Genomic DNA, 19,907 nt, shown 5'->3' with positions numbered 1-19,907 from the left:
GCCTTTGCAATTCCCGCCACTCTGGCCCTCTCCCGCCCCGGGAGAGGGAGGGGACCCGCGCGAAGCGTGGGGAGGGTGAGGGGCTGTCGGGCGTGCGACCCGATCCATGCCCCGCTCACCCCTCACCCTTCCCACGGCTTCGCCGCGGGCCCCTTCCCTCTCCCGGGGCGGGAGAGGGAGCTTCACACCCACATCCCCCATCCGGACCGCAAGAGGCCCACCCCATGCTGAGCTCGCTCCAGCCCCGCTCCCGTCGGCCGCTGAGCTGGTCGCACCTGACCAAGAAAGCGCGTTTCGCGCTGATCCTGGCCTCGGCGCTGCTCGTCACGGTGCTGGTGTCGCTGGTCGTGCGCGCCGGATTCCTCGGCGAGCGCAGCCGTGAGCCGCTGGCCATCGCTGTCGTCGGCCCGCTCAGCGGCCCGGACGCGGCCCTCGGTCTGGCTCTGCGCAAGGGGGCGGCGCTGCGCGCCGACGCCATCAACGCGGCCGGCGGCATCGGCGACCGGCCGGTCCTGATCAAGCCCTTCGACGACGAGGGCGACAAGGCCAAGTCGCTGGAGATCGCCCGGCGCATCGCCACCGATCCCTCGGTCATCGCCGTCATCGGCCACAGCCCCGACGCCGCCGACAGCGCCACCGCGATCTACGCCCAGCGCAGGATCCCGCTGATCGCGCCGCGCCCGCTGGTCCGCCCGGCCGACAACGCTCCCAGCCCCTGGCTGTTCAGCATCAACCTCGACCGCAGCAACGAGACGCGCTTCCTCGCCAACTACGTCCGCAACGTGGTCGGCGAGCCGACCGTCGCCATCGTCCGCGAGGACAGCGAGCAGGCCGCCACGCTCGCCGGGCAGTTCGACACCATCCTCCAGCGCTTCGGCACCAAGCTGGTCAACCAGTGGAGCTACGCGCCGGGCCGCGGTGGGGCCGGCGCCCTGCCGGCGCTCGCCCAGTCGGTCAAGGAGCGGATGCCGACCGGCGCCGTCGTCGTCATCGGCTCGGCGGTGGACAGCGCCCGCGTCGTCGCGGCGCTGCGCGACGCCGGGGTGCGCAACCTGATCGCCGGCACCTCGGAAATGGCGACGGCCGCCTTCCGCACCGAGATCGTCGCCCAGGCCCAATCCAACCCCAAGGCCCTGTCGCCGGAAGCCTACGGCCACGGCCTTCTGACCTCCTCTCCCGTGCTGTTCGACACCGCCAACGAACGCGCGCAGCGCTTCTACGGGCAATACGTCAAGCGCTACAACGCGGTGCCCGACTGGGCGGCGGCGCTGGCGGGCGACGGCGTGGACCTGATCGCCACCGCCATCGCCAGGACCCTGCCCGACACCGCCAAGCCGGCCAGCGACAAGCCCGACGGCGAGGCGCTGCGCCGCGCCATCGCTGACCACGACCGTGGCGAGACCGCCTTCCAGGGCAGCGTCGGCACCTGGACCTTCGACGCGAAGGGACAGGCGACGCTGCCGGTGATGATGGCGACCTACAACGGCCTGAACCCGGTGGCGGCGCTGACCCAGCTCCAGCCGATCCGCGAGGCCGGCGTCTCCAACTTCCTGGAGGAGGTCACGCGCGGCCGGGCGCTCTACGTAAACGACCGCTTCATGTACAAGACGGACGTCATCTACACCGGCGTCCAGCTCCACGAGGTGCGCGACCTCAGCCCGGACAGGAACGAGGCGACGCTGAACCTGACGGTCTGGTTCCGTTATCGCGGCGCCTTCAACCCGGCCGACGTGGTGTTCACCAACGCGGTCAAGCCGATCGAGCTGGGCAAGCCCTACCGCGAGGAGAAGGGCGAGGTCACCACCTACGTCGCCTACAAGATCGAGGGCCGCTTCGCGCTCGACTTCTCCGACCAGCGGCCGCCCTACGGCAGCCACGCGGTCGGCGTCAGCTTCCGCCACCGGACGCAGAACCGCAACAACGTGATGTTCGTCACCGACGTGCTCGGCATGTCGCTGGTCGACACCAACGATTTCGTCGAGAAGCTGAAAGCGATGGCGGCGGCGGAGACCGCGTCGGTCGCCGAGGCCAGCCTGTCCGACCGCCTGCACCGCGCGCTGGAGGGCGAGAGCGAAGGCTCCACCCTGCTCGACCAGCTGCGCGCCAAGCGGGTGCTGGCGCCGTCGCCCGGCTGGCGGCTGTCGCGCGCCTGGATCGCCCAGGACGTCACCACGGTGGGCAGCGAGGGCGACCCCAATTACGTCGGCTTCGGCCGGCCGCAGCCCGACTTCTCGCGCGTCGATTTCGGCGTGGTGGTGACGCCCGACGCCCCGGCGGCGCGCGACTTCATCCACCGCGACTTCTTCGTCTACATCGCCATCTTCAGCCTGGTGCTGGCGGTCTTTGCCGCCGTGATGGACCGGCGCGACCGTGGCCAGTTCTGGAAGATCCAGACGCTGTTCATGCGCATCCTGTCCTGGCCGCTGCTGCTGATGGCGGTCGGCAACATCGCGCTGGAGCAGGCGGTGGCGGCGCTGCCGGCCAGCGGCATCGCCATGGTGGTGAACGGGTTCGAGGTGCTGTGGTGGATCGTGCCGGCCATCCTGCTCGACCGCACGCTGGAGCGCTTCGTCTGGACGCCGCTGGAGATCCGCACCCAGCGCAAGATCCCCGGCATCGTCCGCCGCTTCTCCACCCTGGTGATCTTCGGCTTCGCCGGCTGCGGCATCATCGCCTTCGTGCTGAAGCAGCCGATCACCAGCCTGCTGGCGGCGTCCGGCATCGTCGGCATGGTCATCGGCCTCGCGATCCAGGCGAACATCGCCAACGTCTTCTCCGGCATCATCCTGAACATCGAGCGGCCGTTCCAGATCGGCGACACCATCCAGATCACCGACCTCGTGCGCGGCGTGGTGGTGGACATGACGTGGCGGACGGTGCGGGTGCGCAACGTCGCCGGCTACATCGTCGCCATGCCCAACGCCAAGGTGTCGGAGGCGACGGTGATCAACTTCAGCTCGGTCGAGCGGGTGGCGATGAAGCTGGAGTATTTCGCCGACGCCAGCCACGACCCCGGCCGCATGGGCGGGCTGCTGACCAACGCGCTGCGCGCCGCCGACAAGGTGATGTCGAGCGCCACCGGCGGCCTGCCCTTCGTCCGCTACGACGGGTTCCGCGGCGTCAACGGCCAATGGCTGTGCAAGTACAACCTGTTCTTCTGGGTCAAGGACCACGACGCCACCTTCGCGGTGCCGGAGCTGGTCTGGCGCTCCGTCTACCAGGCGCTGGCCGAGGCCGGCATCGACCCGACCCCGCCCGACCTGATGGAGGGCGGCGGCGCCGTCATCGCCGCCACCCAGCCCGCCGCCGGCCAGCCGGCCGCGATCCCGGCCTGAGCAGGAGCATGCCCATGAACCGGTCCACGAACCGCCGCCCCACCCGCGCGCTGCTCGCCGCCGCCGCGCTGCTGCCGGTCCTGCTGGCCGGCTCCGGCTGCGCGCAGTTGGGCTCGACCAACTCCGCCGCGATCCTGGAGCGGGTCGCCGACGGCGAGTACGACATCGGCATCCGCTACCCGTCCAAGCGCGCCCGCTACGTGATGATCGTCGAGGACGACGGGGAGAGCTTCACCCTCGCCAACCGCCCGGTGCTCGGCGGGACCGGCGACGGGGGGGCCAGCGGCGACGCGGCCCCGGCGGCGCCCCAGCGCAACGACCGCGTGCTGGCGCCCTGCGCCGACGCGGCCGGCAACTGGTACCGCCACACGCCGGCCGGCTATGTCTGCGCCGGCGAATCCGCCCCCGGCGCGGGAGGCTGAGGATGAAGCGAGCCGCGATGCTTCTCGCGCTGCTGCTCGGCGGCTGCGCCATGGGGAATTCCGCCGGCAGCCCCGCCGGTTCCGCCACGGAGACGGCCGGCGCCCCGGTGCTGCGCATCGCCGCCGACCCCGACGCCAACGGGCGCCGGCCGGTCGCGGTCGACGTGGTGCGGGTCGCCGACCCGGCGCTCGCCCGCCGGCTCGACGGGCTCGACGCCGCCGCATGGTTCCGCGGCCGCGCCGCGCTGCGCCTCGAGGCCGCCGGCCGGATCGCCATCGCCTCGTGGGAGATGGTGCCGGGCCAGAGCGTGCTGCTGCACAGCCTGCCGCCCTTCGCCGCCACGCCGGTCGAAACCATCGTCTACGCGCTCTACGCCACGTCGGGCGCGCACCGCCGGTCGGTGGCGGGCGCCACCGCGCTCGACGTCCAGCTCCAGCGCGACGGCTTCACCGCCGGCCCGCTCGAAGGAGGGGCGCCGCAATGAACGCCACCGCCCCGGTCCTCTCCCCCGTCCGCAAGGACGCGGTCTCCGGAACCATGACGCTGTTCCGCGCCTTCCACACCGACCTGCTCGCGGCCTGCGCCGAGCCGCAGGTCGCGGCAGGGCCGGGCGTTGGGCCGAACGGGACGGCGGCCGAACGCCTCGTCGCGACCCTGCACGCCATGAGCGAGGCGGCGGCCTCGCGGGGCCCCGCCGCCCACGGCACGGTGGTGAAGGCGGTCTTCGCCATGGCGATGCTGGCCGACCGCGCGCTGGCCCAGACGAGGCCGGCCGACGCCGTGATCGCCGCCCGGCTGTTCGGCGCCAACGCGACGATGCAGACCCTGCTCGTCCAGGCCGACGACCTGATCCGCCAGGGCGCCAAGGCCGACCGCGACCTCGCCGCCGTCTATCTCGCCGTGCTGTCGCTGGGCTTCCCCGAGGACGCCGAGGCGTCGGCGCGGCGCCCCCCGCTCCACCGCGCCGTCGCCGGCGAGCGGACGGAAACCCGCCTCGCCAGCCCGCGCGCCGCCGAGCCCGCCGGGGGCGCCGTGCCCGGCTACGCCCGGCCGGAGGCGAAACGCTGGTGGTGGGCGGTGGGCGGCAGCGTGGCGCTGTTCCTGCTGGTGTCCCACCTGCTGTGGGCCGGCATGGTCGACACCATTCAACGCGACCTGCGCGGCGCCCGCGCCGCGGTGGAGGACATGGGTCTGTCATGGTCCTACTGATCCTCACGCTGGAGCTGGTGCTCTCCACCATCGGGTCGGCGATCGCCGCCGTCTTCTCGTCCCTCTCCTACGTCCTGCCGCTGCTGCCCTACGCGCTCGCGGCGCTGCCGCTCTATATCCTCTACCGCGCCGGCCGCGCGGTCTGGCCCCGGCTGGCCCGCTTCCGCCGCAAGAAGGCCCCGGCGGCCCGCAGGAAGACACCGCAGCGCAAGGCCCGGCCGGCGGCCCCCCTGCGCGTCCGGGCGGAGGCGCCGCCACCGTCGCGCGCCACCGCCAGCGCGCCGCCGCTCGCCCGAGTCTACAACGAGGGGCTGGACATCCTGACCCGTCAGATGCGCGGCCCGTTGAAGCGCGGCGACATCCCGTGGTTCCTCGCCTTCGGGGTCGGCGGGCCGGCGCTGCTCGCCACCGATCCGACCCACGTCCGCTGGCCGGAAGAGGGCAACGGCGAGACCGGCTGCTGGTGGTTCTGCGAGGGCGCGGCGATCCTGCACGCCGGCGCCGATTCCGCGGACGGGTCGCGGCTGAGCGAGTCCTGGCCGACGCTGGTCAAGGCGATGCGCGCCCGGCCGATGCGCCGGCCGCTCGACGGCGTCCTGCTGATGGTCGGGGCCGACGAGCTGCGCGCCGCCGCCGAGCGCGAGGGTCCGCGCAACGCGCTGGCCAAGCGCGGCGCCGCCCTGCGCGCCCGCCTGCGCACGCTGCGCGACGACCTCGGCATCGTCTGCCCGGTGCATGTCGTGGTGGTCCGCGCCGAGGCGCTGGATGGCTTCGCCGAGCTGTGCGCCGCCGTGCCCGCCGCCATGCTGGACAGCGTGCTCGGCTGGACCAACCCGTGGGACTGGACGCTGCCCTTCGACCCGCGCACGGTCGACGAGGCGTTCGATTCCCTGCGCGGCGACCTGAGCCTTCTGGAGGCCGACGCGTTGGCCGCCGGCACCGCGGCACCGCGCCTGCCGCTGCTGCCGGCGAGCCTGGAAGCGCTGCGCCACCCGTTGGCCCTCTTCCTCGACGGCGCGCTGGGCGGCGATGAGGAGGACGAGCCCTTCCCGCTGCGCGGCATCGCGCTGACCGGCGCGCACACGCCGCCGATCGGCGGGCGCCGCCCGGTCTTCGCCCGCGACCTGCTGCCCGGACGCGCCTTCGCCGAGGCCGGCTACGGCCGTCCCACCGACGCCGCCTACCGCCGCGCCCGGACGCGCCGCCGGCAGGCCCAGGGCGCGCTGGCGGCCTCGGTCATCGGCCTGTCGGTCGTCGCGTGGCAGGGCGCGGCCGGGGTGTCGGCCGGCGTCCCGGCGGTCGCCTCGGGCGTCGGCGACCTGCGCCGGGCGCTGCTGTCGCGCGACGGCGTGAACGGGGAGATGGTGTCCCAGGTGATCGCCGCCACCGGGCTGATGGAGCGCGACCGCCTCGCCACGCCGCTGCTGCCGACCTCGCTGCTCGGCGGTTTCGACGAGGACAAGCGGCGCCTCGCCTCGGTCACGGTGCGCCGCGCCGTGCTGCGCCCGATCCGCGACGCGCTGCTGCCCAGCGGCACGCTGGCCGACCTGCCGCCGGCGGTCAACCCGCGCCGGCCCGAGGATCTGCCGAGCTTCCGCCGGCTCGTCGGCCAGCTCGACCGCGTCGCCGGCCGGCGCGACGCGCTGGAACGCTACCAGCGTTTCCGCCAGTCGAGCGGGGCCGACGAGTTGTACCTCCTGTCGGCCAGCGTGTTCGACGGCGTGGTCAAGCCGCCGGTCAAGGCGACCGACGGCTTCATCACCCGCATCGCCGCCGGCGCCGACCTGCCGAACCTCGACGCCCGGACCATCGCGGCGGCGGTGCGCGCGGAATCCGTCCAGCTCGCCACTCCGCTGGCCGAGGATCTCTACGCCCGCAACCCCCTGCTGGCGCGGGCCAAGGCCCTGGCCGAGCGCCTCGCCAACCCGCCCGAACCCCCGTCGGGCGACGACGTCGTGGAGCTTCGCCGCCTTGTCGACGCGGTGACCGAAGCGGCGGGCTGGCCGATCGCGGCGGCATTGCGGACTCCGGCGCACGGCCTGCCGGACAGCATCAAGCTGGCGCTGGAAAAGGCGTCGGTGGCCGAGCTGCCGGGCCGCGACGCCGCCGCCCGCATCGGCGAGGCGCTGACCGCCGCCGCCACCGCCGCGCGCGCCGAGGCGCTCGCCCTGGAGGCCCCGACGGTCGGCCGCATCCTGCTGGCACCGGACGACGGCGGCACGCCGACGCTGGCGCCGGGGATCGACGCGCTGCCGGAGCGGATGGCCGCCACCCTCCCGCCCGCCCCAGCGGCCCCAGCGACCCAGCCCCCGCCGCCCGAGACGGGCGGAGCCAAGCCCGAACCGGCCCGTACGGTGGACGCCAAGCCCGAGGCCGCCAAACCCGAACCGGCCAAGCCGGAGCCAGCCAAGCCCGAGCCGATCAGGCCCGAGCCTCCCCGGCCCGCGCCCGTGGCGGAGGCCCCACCCCCCGCACCGGCACCGGCACCGGCACCGGCCGGGCCGCCGCCGCCGCCGCCGACGACGACGACGACGGTCACGGCGGCGCCTCCGCCGCCGGCCGTTCCGGACAATTCCGCCGCCGTGGCGAAGCTGGCGGCGAGCTTCTCGCAGACGTTGGCCGGCCGCTTCCCCTTCGTGCGCCCGGATCTGGCGCGCAGCGCGCCGGACGCGGATCCGCAGGACGTCCGCCGCTTCTACCAGACGCTCGACGAGAACCGGGCCGCCGTCACGCGCGGCGCCTCCCCCGAACTCGCCGCCTTCCTGGAACGGATGGAGGCGGCGCGGCCGCTGATGGAGGCGGTCGCCCGCTCGGCGGTGATGAGCGTCGACCTCACCTACGGCGTCAACCGGGCGCGCGAAATCGGAGCCGAGCACATCATCGACTGGTCGGCCCGCTCCGGCACCAGCTCGGTCGGGACCGGCACCGGCGCCGAGCCGCTGCTCTGGAAGGTCGGACAGCCGCTGATGCTGAGCTTCCGCTGGGCCGCCGGTTCGCCCTACCGCCCGAAGAGCGCGGCGGCCAGCGCGGCCGAGGCGGCGGCCGGCGACACCGTGACCATGGTGGAGCGCGGCCCCTGGGCCCTGCTGCGCCTGCTGAAGGGTCGCGGGACGGCCGGCGGAGAGGGCGGCGCCGCCGGCGCCTCCGGGTCCGGCGGTGTCCTGCGCATCGCCCTGCCCACCCAGACCATCGGCGGCGAGCCGGCGCGCGACACCGTGCTGTTCATCGCCGCCTCGGTGCGGGCCGGCGCGCGCGGAAGCGCCCCGCTGCGCCTTCCCGATCTGCCGATCCGTTTCCCCCAGTAAAAGTCGGGAAATTTTCTTAGACGGAAGGAAAATATATTTAAGCGTTACAATTCGTCACAACAAACAACAACGGTCACAAGAGGTTGCGTTAACCCTGAGAGGAATTTAATCTGTTGTTAAGCGATCGAAACGTATCACGGTGATACTGTTTTGAGAGCGTCGGCGGAATTGATACGCCCGGCGTACGGCAATCCAGAATGCAACGAATATTGGGGCCGCCAACCTGCGGCAGACGTCATTCCTTTGCCAATCAGTCGACAGAAAATTGACATTTGGCGCTCTTCTTCGCCTGGAACGCCCCACGTTCCTGGCCAGGGCATTCCGAAAGGTGTGCTTCGAGCTTTGACTTCCACCGGCATGACACAACCCACCGTTCCCCTGAAAGGTTTCGGATCATGGTAGACCGCAAGAAACGCGCCCAGGACCTGATCAAGTACCACAGCTACGCCTCCGGCGCGTTCGGCCTCATCCCCGTGCCCGGTGCCGACGTCGCCGCCGTCAGCGCGGCGCAGCTCAACCTGATCCACAAGCTGGCCAAGCTGTACGAGGTCGAGTTCGCCCAGGAGCGCACGCGCGCCATCCTCAGCGCCCTGCTCGGCGGCGTGATGCCGGGGGCCCTCAGCTCCAGCGTCCTCGGCTCGGCCGTCAAGGCCGTCCCGTTCATCGGCACGGCGCTCGGCGTGGCGGTGATGCCCGCGCTGTCGCTGGCCGCGACCCAGGCGCTCGGCCGCGTGTTCGCCCAGCACTTCGAGACCGGCGGCACGCTGCTGGACCTCGATGTCGAGACGATGCGCGAGCATTTCCGCAAGGAGTTCGAGGCTGCCAAGGCCAACGCCGAGGCCGCCGACGCCCCGGTCGAGGCGCCGCAGATGGATGGCGACGCCGCCCGCAAGGCCGGCTGATCCGACGCTGATCGGGGCCGGCGCAGCCGGCGCCGACCCCAAGGCGGGACGCCGGGCAACAAGGAAAGCATCACCGTGTTCGAGCTGATCTACATCGGTCTCTGCCTGCTGGTCGGGTTTCTGGGGATCGGCCGCCGCGGCGGTTTCCTGCTCTACGGCTTCCTGGCGGTGGTGCTGACCCCGCCCGGCGCCCTCCTTGTCATGATCCTCCTGACCGGCCGCCGCAAGAAGCCGGCGGAGGCGTGACGGAGATGGCGGGCATGGCCATGACGACGACACGCCTGCTGGCGGCGCTGCTGCTGGCGCTTTTCGCGGCGGCGGCCCTGGCGGCGGCTCCGGCGCGCGCCGAATACTGGACCATCGCGTCCGAGGACCATTTCCCGCCCTACAACTACTCCTTCAACGGCAAGCGCACCGGCATCGACACCGAGATCGTCGCCGCCCTGGTGAAGGAGCTTGGCATCACCCCGGTGTACCGGCCGCTGTCCTGGAGCGAGGTCGTCCGCTCGATGGACGAGAACACCGCCGACGTCGGTTTCCAGTTCATCGCCTCGCCGGCCCGCTTCGCCCAGTACAACATGATCGGCCCCTTCCGCACCGGCACCACCGTGTTCATGGTGCGCAAGGACTCCAGCATCACCTTCGACCGGCTGGAGGACCTGACGCCCTACCGCATCGGCGTGGTCGACGGCTTCTCCTACGCGCCCGACTTCGACGCCGCGACCTATCTGGAAAAGGTCGCGTCGAGCAGCAACGTGGTCAATTTCCGCCGGCTGATGCTGGGCCGGGTCGACGTGATCGTCGGCGACCTGCATGTGCTGAACTTCATGGCCAAGCAGGACGGGCGGCTGCGCGACGTGCGCGTCCTGTCGAAGCCGCTCGGCCTGATCCCCCGCTACATCGCGCTGCCCAAGGCGCGCAAGGAGAAGGCCGAGAAGCTCCAGGCCGCCTTCGTCAAGCTGCGCGACGACGGCACCATCGCCCGCATCGTCGACTCCTGGCTGGCCGAGTGAGGCCCCGATGAGCACGAACCCCACGGGCGCACGCAAGCGTCCGCCCAGCAGGCCCGCCTCGGCCCTGCTGCCGCTGATCGGGCTGGCCGACCGGCCGATCCTGACCCGGCTGGTGCTGACCGGCTGCACCGCCGCCGTCGCCAACCTGATCAGCCTGATGAGCCTCAGCGCCGAGCTGAGCGGCTGGCTGCGCGGCGAGGTGCTGGACACCCCCTTCCTCGTCTTCTGCCTGTCGCTGCTGGTCGCCTACGCCTTCAGCAAGCGCTTCGTCTCGCTGCTGCTGACCACCGCCTTCAGCGCGCTGGCCGAGGTGCGCCGCCGCTTCCTGCACCACGTCACGCTCGGCGGGCACGCCGACATCCTGGATCTCCAGGCCAAGCGCTCCTTCGACCTCGGCAACTATCATCTGGAGCGCATCGCCGCGCTGCTGCCGAACCTGTCGATCGCCTCCAACATGATGCTGGTCGCGGCCGTCGCCTACCTCTACCTGTGGACGCTGACCACCGTCGGCGCCACGCTGCTGCTGGTCGCCGCGGTGTTCGTCGGCGGCTGGTACGTCCGCGAGGCGCAGAAGACCCGCGCGCTGCTGGGCGAGGCCAAGGAGTCCGAGATCCGGATGCTCCAGGGCTTCTCCGAACTGGTCGGCGGCAACGCCGAGATCAAGCTGGGCAAGGCGCGCCGCGACGAGCTGGGCCAGGCGGTCGAGGCCGACATCGCCCAGTGGGAAGAGCTGAAGCGCCGCCACGGCCGCAACCTGGGCGACCTGTTCTCGTGGATCGCCACCATCATCATCGGTTTCTCGGCGGTCTTCGTCTTCATCTTCCCGCGCATGGGCGCGATGTCGGTGGCCGAGCTGCCGCTGGTGACCTCGGTCATCCTGTTCCTGGCCCGCCCGCTGTCGAAGTTCCTCAACGCCGTGCCCGACTATGTGGCGGCGGAGGACGCGGCGAGCCAGCTCACCGCCCTGCTCGCCACCATGCCGGCGGCGGAATACGCGCCGTCGCGGCTGGCCCGCGCGCCGCGCCGCTTCAAGGCCATCGAGCTGCGCGGCATCCGCTTCGCCTACCGCGCCGGTCTGCGGCCGGAACCCTTCGAGATCGGCCCGGTCGACCTGACCATCCCGGCCGGCAGCGTCGTCGGCATCGTCGGCTCCAACGGGTCGGGCAAATCCACCCTGCTGCGCGTCATCCCGCTGCTGTTCCGCCCCGACGAGGGACAGGTGCTGCTCGACGGGCAGCCGGTGGAGACCGACCGGCTGGAATCCTACCGCGACCTGTTCTGCGCCGTGTTCCAGGACCACCACATCTTCACCCGGCTGCCGCAGGGCCCCGGCTTCGACGCCGAACTGTTCCGCGAGATGCTCGACTATCTGAAGATCGCCCATCTGGTGCCGGAGAACGGCGAGGGGCTGCTGAACCGCGAGCTGTCCAAGGGCCAGCGCCGCCGTCTGGCGCTCGCCGTGGCGGTGGCGGAGGGGCGGCCGGTCATCATCCTCGACGAATGGACGTCCGACCAGGACGCCGAATTCCGCACCCGCTTCACCAACGAGATCATCGGCAAGCTCCAGTCGCTGGGCCGCACCGTGATCTTCGTGTCGCACGACGGCGACGTCTCGTCGGTGTGCGACGTCACCATCCGCATGACCAACGGGCGGATGAGCGTGCCGGCCCCCGCGGCGGCGCCCCGCCCCATCCAGGATTGTTTGCAGGAGACCGCGTGACATGGCTGACCAGGCCTTCGCAACCGACGACGCCGACGCGCTGCCGAAGCCGAAGTCGCGCCTGCGCGCGCAGCTCGCCTTCTGGTACGAGGAGCACCGCCGGTCCCTGCTCTGCACGCTGCTGGTCGGGATCCTGATCTTCCTCTACTTCGCCCCGTCGATCGTCGTCTTCATCCCCGCCGGCCACGGCGGCGTGCTGTGGAAGCGCTTCCACGAGGGCACCCAGATGGGTCCGGCCCTGGCGGAAGGCGTGCACGTGATCTTCCCGTGGGACAAGATCGAGATCTACGACCTGCGCCTCCAGGAGGACACGCGCTCCTATTCGGCCATCGCCAACGACGGCCTGAACGTCAGCATCGAGATCACGGTGCGCTACCGCCCCTACGCGGAGACGCTGGCCGCCCTGCACAAGCATGTCGGCAACCGCTACCTGGAGGTGCTGCTGGTGCCGGAGGTCGGCTCGGTCTCGCGCGAGATCGTGTCGCGCTTCAAGGCGGACGAGCTGTACGCCCACCGCCGCCTGCGCGTGCAGACGGAAGCCTACGAGCAGGTCGCCGACCGCGTGATGTACGCCCAGCTCATCGGCGCCGACAACGTGCCGAAGCCCGACGGGCGGACCAAGACCGGCTATCTGCTGATCCAGGACATCCTGATCCGCAACGTCTCGCTGCCCGAGGCGATCATGGCTTCCATCGAGCGCAAGATCCAGCAGGACCAGGCGGCGCAGGAATACCAGTTCCGCCTCCAGCGCGAGCTGTTCGAGAGCCAGCGCAAGCAGCTCGAGGGCCAGGGCATCCGCGCCTTCCAGGAGACGGTGCAGGCCAACCTGACCGAGAACTACCTGCGCTGGCGCGGCATCGAGGCGACGCTGGAGCTGGCGCACTCGCCCAACGCCAAGATCGTCGTGATCGGCAACGCGGCCAGCGGCGGGCTTCCGCTGATCCTCGACGCGGCCAACGGCCAGAACCCCCTCCCGGCGCCGGCGGGAGCGCTCGCCGCCGGCGCCGCCCCCGGCGCCCCGTCCGCCGCGTTGAATCCCTCCATTCCCGGCGTGCCGACCAGCGTCGCGGTGCCGCCGGTGTCGCAACTGCCGTCGCTGACCGGCGACGGGACGCCCGGACAGGCGCCGGTCGGCCAGATGCCCAGCCTGAACACCGGCGCGACCAACCCGGCCCCCGGCCCGGTCCCGTCCGGCCACGCGGCGGCTCCGCCGACCCCGGCGGTCAAGCCGGACGCGCCGGCCGGTGGCGAAACCAAGACGGCGGCCTCCGCGCCGATCCTGTCGAAGATGTCGCCGGCCCGCCTGCTCGACATGATCCAGCCGAAGTGAGGCGGCGATGGACCTCTGGCGCCTCCTGAGACGCGACGCACTGCGCAACATCCAGCCGCTGATGCTGCTGGCGGTGCTGGCGGCCGCGCTCAACCTCGCCCTGCTGACCTCGCTGAACGACGCGCTGCTGGCCCTGCACGACGCCAACGAGCTGCAACGGCTGCTGATCGTCTTCCTGCTGTCGGCCTTCCTGTGGCGGATGTCGCAGGGCTGGATGATGAACGCCGCGTCCAAGCGGCTCCAGGCGGCGCTGGCCGTGCTGCGCGTCGACCTGCTGCGCCGCGCGCTGGCCGCCGACCTGCCGGACACCATGGCGGTCGGCTCCAGCCGGCTCGCCCAGGTGGCGGGGCCGGAGCTTCAACTGCTGGCGCAGGCGGTGCCGACGCTGGTCATCAGCTTCCAGTCGGTCGCGGCGATCGTGCTGTGCCTGCTCTACCTCGCCTCGCTGTCGGGGGCGGCGGTGCTCATCGTGCTGGGCTTCCTGGTGCTCGGCGGCGTGCTGATCGGCCGCTCGGTCATCCGGCTGGAGCTGCTGTCCGAGACGATCCACGAGGCCGAGGGCGCGCTGACCGAGCGGTCGGAGCACATCCTGCAAACCCTGCGCGAATGCAAGCTGAACCGCCGCCGCGCCGCCAACGCGCTGTCCGACGCCACCGCCTGCGCCAACGCCCTGAAGCAGGAGCGCCACCGCTTCGGCGCCGAATACAGCCATTACTTCACCATCAGCGAGCTGACCTACTACGCGGCGCTGGCCGGGATCATCTTCCTGCTGCCGGCGGTCACCACCACCGACGTCGCCACCGTCGTGCTGTCCGGCCACGCCGCCGCCTTCATCGCCTACCCGGTCATCACCATCGTCGCCTCCTACCCCTCCTACCTCGCGGCGGAGACCGCCGCCCGCTCCTACCTGGCGGTGGAGGCGGAGCTGAAGGCGCCGCCCCCGGCGAAGGGTCCGCAGAAGCCGGCACCGGCGGCCGATTTCACCGGCTTCTCCACCCTGGCGCTCGACGGCGCGGTGTTCCGCCACGCCGGTCGCGACGGAGTCGGCTCCTTCACCGTCGGTCCGGTCGACCTCACGGTGGAGCGCGGCGACATCGTTTTCGTCACCGGCCACAACGGCGCCGGCAAGAGCACGCTGATCCACATGCTGCTCGGCCTCTACCCGATCCAGCGCGGATCGCTGGCGGTGGACGGCGCGCCGGTGGGACCGGACTCGCTGGCCGCCTACCGCGACCTGTTCGCCGTCGTCTTCTCCGACAGCCACGTCACCCGCCAGCTCTACGGCGCCCTGTCGACCGAGGACGGCTTCGCCGAGGAACTGCTCGACCTGCTGGAGATGTCCGACAAGGTGGCGCTCGACGGCCGCGCCTTCACCACGGTGGAGCTGTCGCAGGGCCAGAAGAAGCGCCTCGCGCTGATCGCCGCCCTGCTGGAGCGCAAGCCGGTTCTGGTGCTGGACGAGTGGGCGGCCGACCAGTCCCCCTATTTCCGCCGCAAGTTCTACCGCGAGATCCTCCCCTGGCTGAAGGCGCGCGGCATCACCGTGATCGCCGTCACCCACGACGACGCCTATTTCGACGCCGCCGACGTCCAGCTCCAGGTCGAACAGGGCGGCATCCGCCGCATCGACCCGCCGGTGCTGGCGGCGCCGGAACTCCAACCGCTGCCGACCTCCTGAGCCGGCAGCCATCCCACTCCCTCCCGCAACCTCAAAGCGAGACCGAGGTCCAACCATGCTTCTCCTCACCGGCGCAACCGGCTTCCTGGGCGGTTCCTTCTACCTCGACGCCGTGCGCAACGGCACCGCCGCCGACTGCCTGCTGCTGATCCGCGGCGCGGACGAAGCGGCCTGCCGGGCCCGTCTCGCGACCAACCTGAACCGCCACAGCGACCGCGCCACCGCCGAGGCCGCCGCCCGCCTGTGCCAGATCCTGCCGGGCGACCTCCAGTCGCTGGCGACCAGCACCGACCCGCGCCTGGACCAGGTGACGCAGATCGTCCACGTCGCCGCCGACACCTCCTTCGACAGCCGCCAGTCGGTGTGGGAGATCAACGTCGACGGCACGCTGGCGCTCGCCGGCCGCGCGCGGCGCATGCCGCACCTCCAGCGCTTCCTGCACATCGGCACCGCCTTTTGCTGCGGCGAGGCCCCGCACATGCAGATGGTGCACGAGGCGCAGGCCCCCGGCCACGGCGCCCCGCACATCGCCGAATACACCCGCAGCAAGGCGGCGGCCGAGCGCGCGCTGGCGGCCGCCTTCCCCGAGCTGCCGCTGATCGTCGCCCGCCCGTCCATCGTCGTCGGCCACACCCAGCTCGGCGTGCGGCCCAGCGCCAGCATCTTCTGGTTCTACCGCCTGCTCGACCGCACCGGCATCCTGCCGGCCCTGCCCGGCGGCCACATCGACATCATTCCGGTGGATTGGGCCTCGGCCCGCCTGCACGACCTGCTGCGCAAGCCCGACCTGAAGCACACGCTCTACCACGTCACCTCCGGCGAGGCCGCCCGCACCACCTGGACCGATTTCCAGGCGGGCTTCCGCGCCCATGGGCATGAGGGGACCGGCCGTCCCTACGTCCATTTCGACTACCGGGGGCCGGAGGGCTGGAAGCCGTTCGACGCCGCCTTCCGCGCCGCCTTCCCGGAGCGCACGCTGCTGAACCGGACGATGGCCGTCGGCGCCCGCAAGTACCACCGCTTCGTCGCGCAGGACATCGCCTTCGACAACAGCCGCCTGCTGGCCGAAGGCTTCGCCCCGCCGCCGCGCTTCGTCGATTACCTCGGCACCTGCCTGGCGAGCAGCGACGCCACCATCGGCGAGCAGTTCGTGGACGACGCCAGCAGCTTCGAGTTCGACGAGGCTTTGATGGCCGCCCCGGTCGCCGCCTGATACGACGTCGGCCCGACACGCCTTTCCTGAAGAGACGGACGCCATGCCCCTTCTGATCCCCACCCGCCTCGACTCCAGCCCGATCCACGGGCTGGGCCTCTTCACCGAGGAGCCGGTCGCCGCCGGCACGCCGATGTGGACCTTCGACGCCCGCATCGACCATCTGCTCGATCCCGAGGGCGCGCTGCTGGCCGACTACCCGGAGGTGGTGCGGCTGGTCAACGCGCACGGCTGCGTGATCGAGGGGCTCGGCATCCTTCTGCTCGGCGACAACGCACGCTTCGTCAACCACGCGGACGAGCCCAGCATGGGGCGCGCCGACCCCGGCGACTGGCGGCGTTTCGTGGCGCTGCGCGACATCGCCGCCGGCGAGGAGCTGACCTGCAACTACGAGGACATCTGCGCCGACGTCCGCGCGGCCGGCGCCTCGCGCTATCTCGGCGCGGAGGCCGGATGAACCCGCGCCCGCTGCGCACCAGCATCGTCGGCCCCGCCGAACTGACCGCCGAGCGGCGGTCGGTGATGTTCGCCCTGCTCAGCGTCTGGTTCGAGGGCTACGGCGAGAACTACTTCAACGAGGAGCTCGCCGACCTCGACCATTGCGTCCTCCAGGAGGAGCCGGAGACCGGCGCGCTGGTCGGCTTCGCCACCGTCTACAGGCGCGAGGCGGAGATCGACGGCACTCCCGTCGGCGTCCTCCACACCGCCCACTGCATCCTGGAGCGCCGTCACTGGGGCTCCAACGGGCTGGTGCGCTCGATGGTCGCCGAGATGATGGAGCGGGCGCGCGCCGACCGCTCCGGCCGCCTCTGGTACTGGAGCTACAGCGCGGTCGGCTACCGCTCCTACCGCTACATGCCGATGCTGTTCACCGGCCACGCGCCGCACGCCGACCAGCCGCCCGGCCCGCTCGACCGGGCGGTGCGCGACTGGGTGGGGCGTGAGTGCTTCGCCCAGTATTACGACGCGGAGACCGGCACGGTGGACTGGAACTGGCAGGGCTACGGCCTGACCGAGGAGGCCCGCGCCATCAGCGAGGCCAAGCTGGACAGCCCGGCGGTCGCCCAGTTCCGCCGAATCAACCCGCGCTGGGCCGACAGCGTGGAGATCCTCTGCCTCGCCCGGCTCGACGACGCCAACCTGACCGGCTTCGGCCGCCGCTGGTTCACCGTCCGCGCCGCCGCCTGACCGTCCATCCGCCTTCCGTCCCTACCCGAATCCGGAATCACCGCCGCCATGCGCCTGTCCGCCCGCCTCCTCGCCGCCCTCCTCGCCGGCGCCGCCTGCGCCGCCCTGTCCGCCCCGGCCTCGGCCGAGCCCAACTTCGAAGTCATCGTCGGCGGCGACGCGTATTTCCAGGCCGCCTACATCAACCAGCGGCAGGACGACGGCCTGCGGTCGAGCGAGTTCGCCAACCGCTTCCGCCTGACCGTCAACCCGGCGGCAACCACCGAGGACGGGCTCCAGTACGGCGCGCGCCTGCGTCTGCTGGCTGGCAACGGCGACCCGTCCGTGGCCGGACGCACGGTGGAGAACGACCGCGCCTTCCTCTACGCCACCGGCGCCTTCGGCACGGTGCAGGCCGGCGTGATCAACGGCCTGTCGGACGAGTACGGCATCATCGGCCCCAACCTGGAGGGCATCGCCGGCAGCCCCGACAGCAACGGCATCCTGTTCCTGCACGGCTCCACCACCTACGCGGCGCTGCCGCTGGCGGCGACCAGCCTGCGCACGCTGGTGTCCTACGATCCGGGCACCAAGCTCATCTACATCACCCCGTCCCTCTACGGGTTCCAGCTGGCGGCGTCCTACACCCCGCGGCTGGGCGACTCCAACAGCTCGGTCAACCGCCGCAAAGTGGATGCGCTGGGCGACGCCCTGTCCTTCCACGACGTGGTCGAGGCCGGCGGCGCCTACCAGGCCGTCTTCGACGAGCTGACCATCGAGGCCAGCGCCTTCTACCAGACCGGCAAGGCCGTCCGGCAGTCCGACGGGGTGACGAGCCAGTCCTACGAGGATCTGAACTCGGTCCATGTCGGGGCGAACATCGGCTACGGCCCGGTGAAGGTCGGCGCCAGCTACGCCTACAGCGGCAAGAGCGGCTACGCCAAGGGCATCACCGACTCCCGCGCCCAGCAGAACGTGATCGTCGGCGCCCAGTACACCAGCGGCCCGCTGGTGTTCGCCGCCAACTACCTGCGCGCGCTCGGCAACGATTCGGCGACCATGAGCATCCCGGCCAAGGCCGACATCTGGCAGGCCGGCGTCACCTGGACCGTCGCCCCCGGCATGACGACCGGCGTCGAGTACGACTATGTCCGCTCGTCCCTGTCGTCGGCCTCCGTCATCGGCACCGACCTGAACGACCGCGCCCACATCCTGATGCTGGACACCCGTCTGGCCTTCTGAGCGCATCCCGCCCGACACGGGCGAGCGACGGACGAAGGGGTCCGGCCGGAAACGGCCGGGCCCTTTTTCTTTTGGGCCATTCGCCAACCCTTCCAAGCCGTTGCCCGCCACGCCGCCAGTGCGCGGCCCGCATTCCACCATCGGATTGCCTCAAAGGAATTAACCTATATGCATGTAGGTTTGTAGATTTTAAATTGACTCGTGATTTCCTGTTCCTCATCCTGTTCTCAATCACAAATCACACGGCAATTTTGCTTTTTATGCCGACGCGCAGGGAACCACCGCCGAATGCCGCTCATCCGACCCACGATTTTCACCACTCCGAACCGTGACGCCGGCTCTGCCGCCGCCCACCGTCCCGGACGCGCCCGCCGCGCGCTGCTGGCCGCCGTCGGCGCCGCGGTGCTGTTCGGGTCGCTCGCCGGCACGGCCGCCGCCGAGGGCACCATCCGCATCGCCGAACAGTTCGGGCTCGGCTACCTGCCGCTGCACGTCCTGCGCCACCAGAAGCTGATCGAGAAGCACGGCAAGGCGCAGGGCATCGACGTCACGGTCGACTGGGCGCAGCTTTCGGGCGGCGCGGCGATGAACGACGCGCTGCTGTCGGACAGCATCGACCTCGGCTCGGCCGGCGTCGGCCCGATGCTGACCATCTGGGACCGCACCAGGGGCAGCGCCAACGTCAAGTCGATCGCGGCGCTGAACAGCATGCCGCTGTTCCTCACCACCACCAACCCGAGCGTCAGGACGGTCAAGGACTTCACCGACAAGGACAAGATCGCCCTGCCGGCGGTCAAGGTCGGGGTCCAGGCGCGCATCCTCCAGATCGCCGCCGAGCAGGCCTTCGGCGAGGGCCGGTTCGACGCGCTCGACAAGCTGACCGTCTCGCTGCCCCACCCGGACGGCACGGCGGCTCTGCTGTCGGGCTCGGCCGAGATCACCGGCCACATCTCCGCCCCGCCCTTCCAGTACCAGCAGCTCCAGGACCCGAAGATCCACAAGGTCTTCAGCTCCTACGACGTGCTGGGCGGGCCGCACACCTTCAACCTGATCTGGTGCAAGGAAGCCTTCCGCGCCAAGAATCCCAAGACCTACAAGGCCTTCCTCGACGCGCTGAAGGAAGCCGTGGCAATCATCAACACGGATCCCGAGGCCGCCGCCGACGCCTATCTCGCGCAGAACAAGGGCGACCTCGACCGCGCCTTCGTGCTGTCGCTGCTGAGGGATCCCGACATCCAGTACACGGTGGCACCGCAGAAGATCGAGCGGTTCGCCGCCTTCATGCACAAGGTCGGCGCCATCAAGAACAAGCCGGCCTCGTGGAAGGACACCTTCTTCGAGGATCTCCACGGCGAAACCGGGAGCTGACG

16 protein-coding genes are annotated in these 19,907 nt (G+C 71.2%); all 16 read left to right on the top strand.

Annotated elements, in window-relative coordinates; all coding sequences use genetic code 11:
* Positions 1 to 224: 224 nt before the first annotated feature.
* The 16 genes from J2847_RS05500 to J2847_RS05425 all read left to right on the top strand — a co-directional run bounded on the left by J2847_RS05500 (position 225) and on the right by J2847_RS05425 (position 19,905).
* Entirely contained in the window at positions 225 to 3,335 is a 3,111-nt protein-coding gene (locus J2847_RS05500; RefSeq protein ID WP_209777753.1) for an ABC transporter substrate-binding protein, read from the top strand.
* 14 nt (positions 3,336 to 3,349) lie between these two features.
* The gene (locus J2847_RS05495; protein WP_209777751.1) at positions 3,350 to 3,757 is read left to right on the top strand and encodes a hypothetical protein; all 408 of its coding nucleotides are present in this window, start codon (positions 3,350 to 3,352) and stop codon (positions 3,755 to 3,757) included.
* Between the two features lie 2 nt (positions 3,758 to 3,759).
* Positions 3,760 to 4,242: a hypothetical protein gene (locus tag J2847_RS05490; RefSeq protein ID WP_209777749.1), complete on the top strand. Its 483-nt coding sequence runs from the start codon at positions 3,760 to 3,762 to the stop codon at positions 4,240 to 4,242.
* Positions 4,239 to 4,967, top strand: a complete 729-nt coding sequence (locus J2847_RS05485) for a DotU family type IV/VI secretion system protein (RefSeq protein ID WP_209777748.1) — start codon at positions 4,239 to 4,241, stop codon at positions 4,965 to 4,967. Before J2847_RS05490 ends, J2847_RS05485 begins: the two co-directional genes overlap by 4 nt.
* Complete coding sequence (locus tag J2847_RS34520; protein ID WP_267912492.1) at positions 4,955 to 8,272, top strand: type VI secretion system protein; 3,318 nt, start codon at positions 4,955 to 4,957, stop codon at positions 8,270 to 8,272. Before J2847_RS05485 ends, J2847_RS34520 begins: the two co-directional genes overlap by 13 nt.
* Before the next feature lie 395 nt (positions 8,273 to 8,667).
* Positions 8,668 to 9,174: a YcjF family protein gene (locus J2847_RS05475; RefSeq protein WP_209777746.1), complete on the top strand. Its 507-nt coding sequence runs from the start codon at positions 8,668 to 8,670 to the stop codon at positions 9,172 to 9,174.
* Between the two features lie 75 nt (positions 9,175 to 9,249).
* On the top strand, positions 9,250 to 9,420 hold the full coding sequence (locus tag J2847_RS05470) for a hypothetical protein (RefSeq protein ID WP_179166138.1): 171 nt from the start codon (positions 9,250 to 9,252) through the stop codon (positions 9,418 to 9,420).
* A gap of 14 nt (positions 9,421 to 9,434) precedes the next feature.
* Complete coding sequence (locus tag J2847_RS05465) at positions 9,435 to 10,187, top strand: substrate-binding periplasmic protein (protein ID WP_233474302.1); 753 nt, start codon at positions 9,435 to 9,437, stop codon at positions 10,185 to 10,187.
* A gap of 7 nt (positions 10,188 to 10,194) precedes the next feature.
* The gene (locus J2847_RS05460) at positions 10,195 to 11,907 is read left to right on the top strand and encodes an ATP-binding cassette domain-containing protein (RefSeq protein WP_209777745.1); all 1,713 of its coding nucleotides are present in this window, start codon (positions 10,195 to 10,197) and stop codon (positions 11,905 to 11,907) included.
* Between the two features lies 1 nt (position 11,908).
* Positions 11,909 to 13,237: a prohibitin family protein gene (locus tag J2847_RS05455; RefSeq protein WP_209777743.1), complete on the top strand. Its 1,329-nt coding sequence runs from the start codon at positions 11,909 to 11,911 to the stop codon at positions 13,235 to 13,237.
* Between the two features lie 7 nt (positions 13,238 to 13,244).
* Positions 13,245 to 14,915 (top strand): ATP-binding cassette domain-containing protein, encoded by a 1,671-nt coding sequence (locus J2847_RS05450; protein WP_209777741.1) that lies wholly within the window; start codon positions 13,245 to 13,247, stop codon positions 14,913 to 14,915.
* A 55-nt stretch (positions 14,916 to 14,970) separates the two neighbouring features.
* Positions 14,971 to 16,128: an SDR family oxidoreductase gene (locus J2847_RS05445; RefSeq protein WP_209777740.1), complete on the top strand. Its 1,158-nt coding sequence runs from the start codon at positions 14,971 to 14,973 to the stop codon at positions 16,126 to 16,128.
* A gap of 43 nt (positions 16,129 to 16,171) precedes the next feature.
* Positions 16,172 to 16,585 carry an SET domain-containing protein gene (locus J2847_RS05440; RefSeq protein WP_209777738.1) on the top strand — a complete coding sequence of 138 codons (414 nt, stop codon included), beginning with the start codon at positions 16,172 to 16,174 and terminating at the stop codon, positions 16,583 to 16,585.
* Positions 16,582 to 17,316, top strand: coding sequence for a hypothetical protein (locus J2847_RS05435; protein WP_209777736.1), 735 nt, complete (start codon positions 16,582 to 16,584; stop codon positions 17,314 to 17,316). The genes J2847_RS05440 and J2847_RS05435 overlap by 4 nt, the downstream gene beginning before the upstream one ends.
* A gap of 48 nt (positions 17,317 to 17,364) precedes the next feature.
* On the top strand, positions 17,365 to 18,537 hold the full coding sequence (locus tag J2847_RS05430; RefSeq protein ID WP_209777735.1) for a porin: 1,173 nt from the start codon (positions 17,365 to 17,367) through the stop codon (positions 18,535 to 18,537).
* A 288-nt stretch (positions 18,538 to 18,825) separates the two neighbouring features.
* Positions 18,826 to 19,905, top strand: a complete 1,080-nt coding sequence (locus J2847_RS05425) for an ABC transporter substrate-binding protein (RefSeq protein ID WP_209777733.1) — start codon at positions 18,826 to 18,828, stop codon at positions 19,903 to 19,905.
* The last annotated feature ends 2 nt before the right edge of the window (positions 19,906 to 19,907 follow it).

The organism is Azospirillum agricola, from assembly GCF_017876095.1.
Lineage (GTDB): Bacteria > Pseudomonadota > Alphaproteobacteria > Azospirillales > Azospirillaceae > Azospirillum > Azospirillum agricola.
The sequence above is the reverse complement of the archived record's forward strand: the minus strand, read 5'-3'. Positions and strand labels throughout refer to the sequence as shown.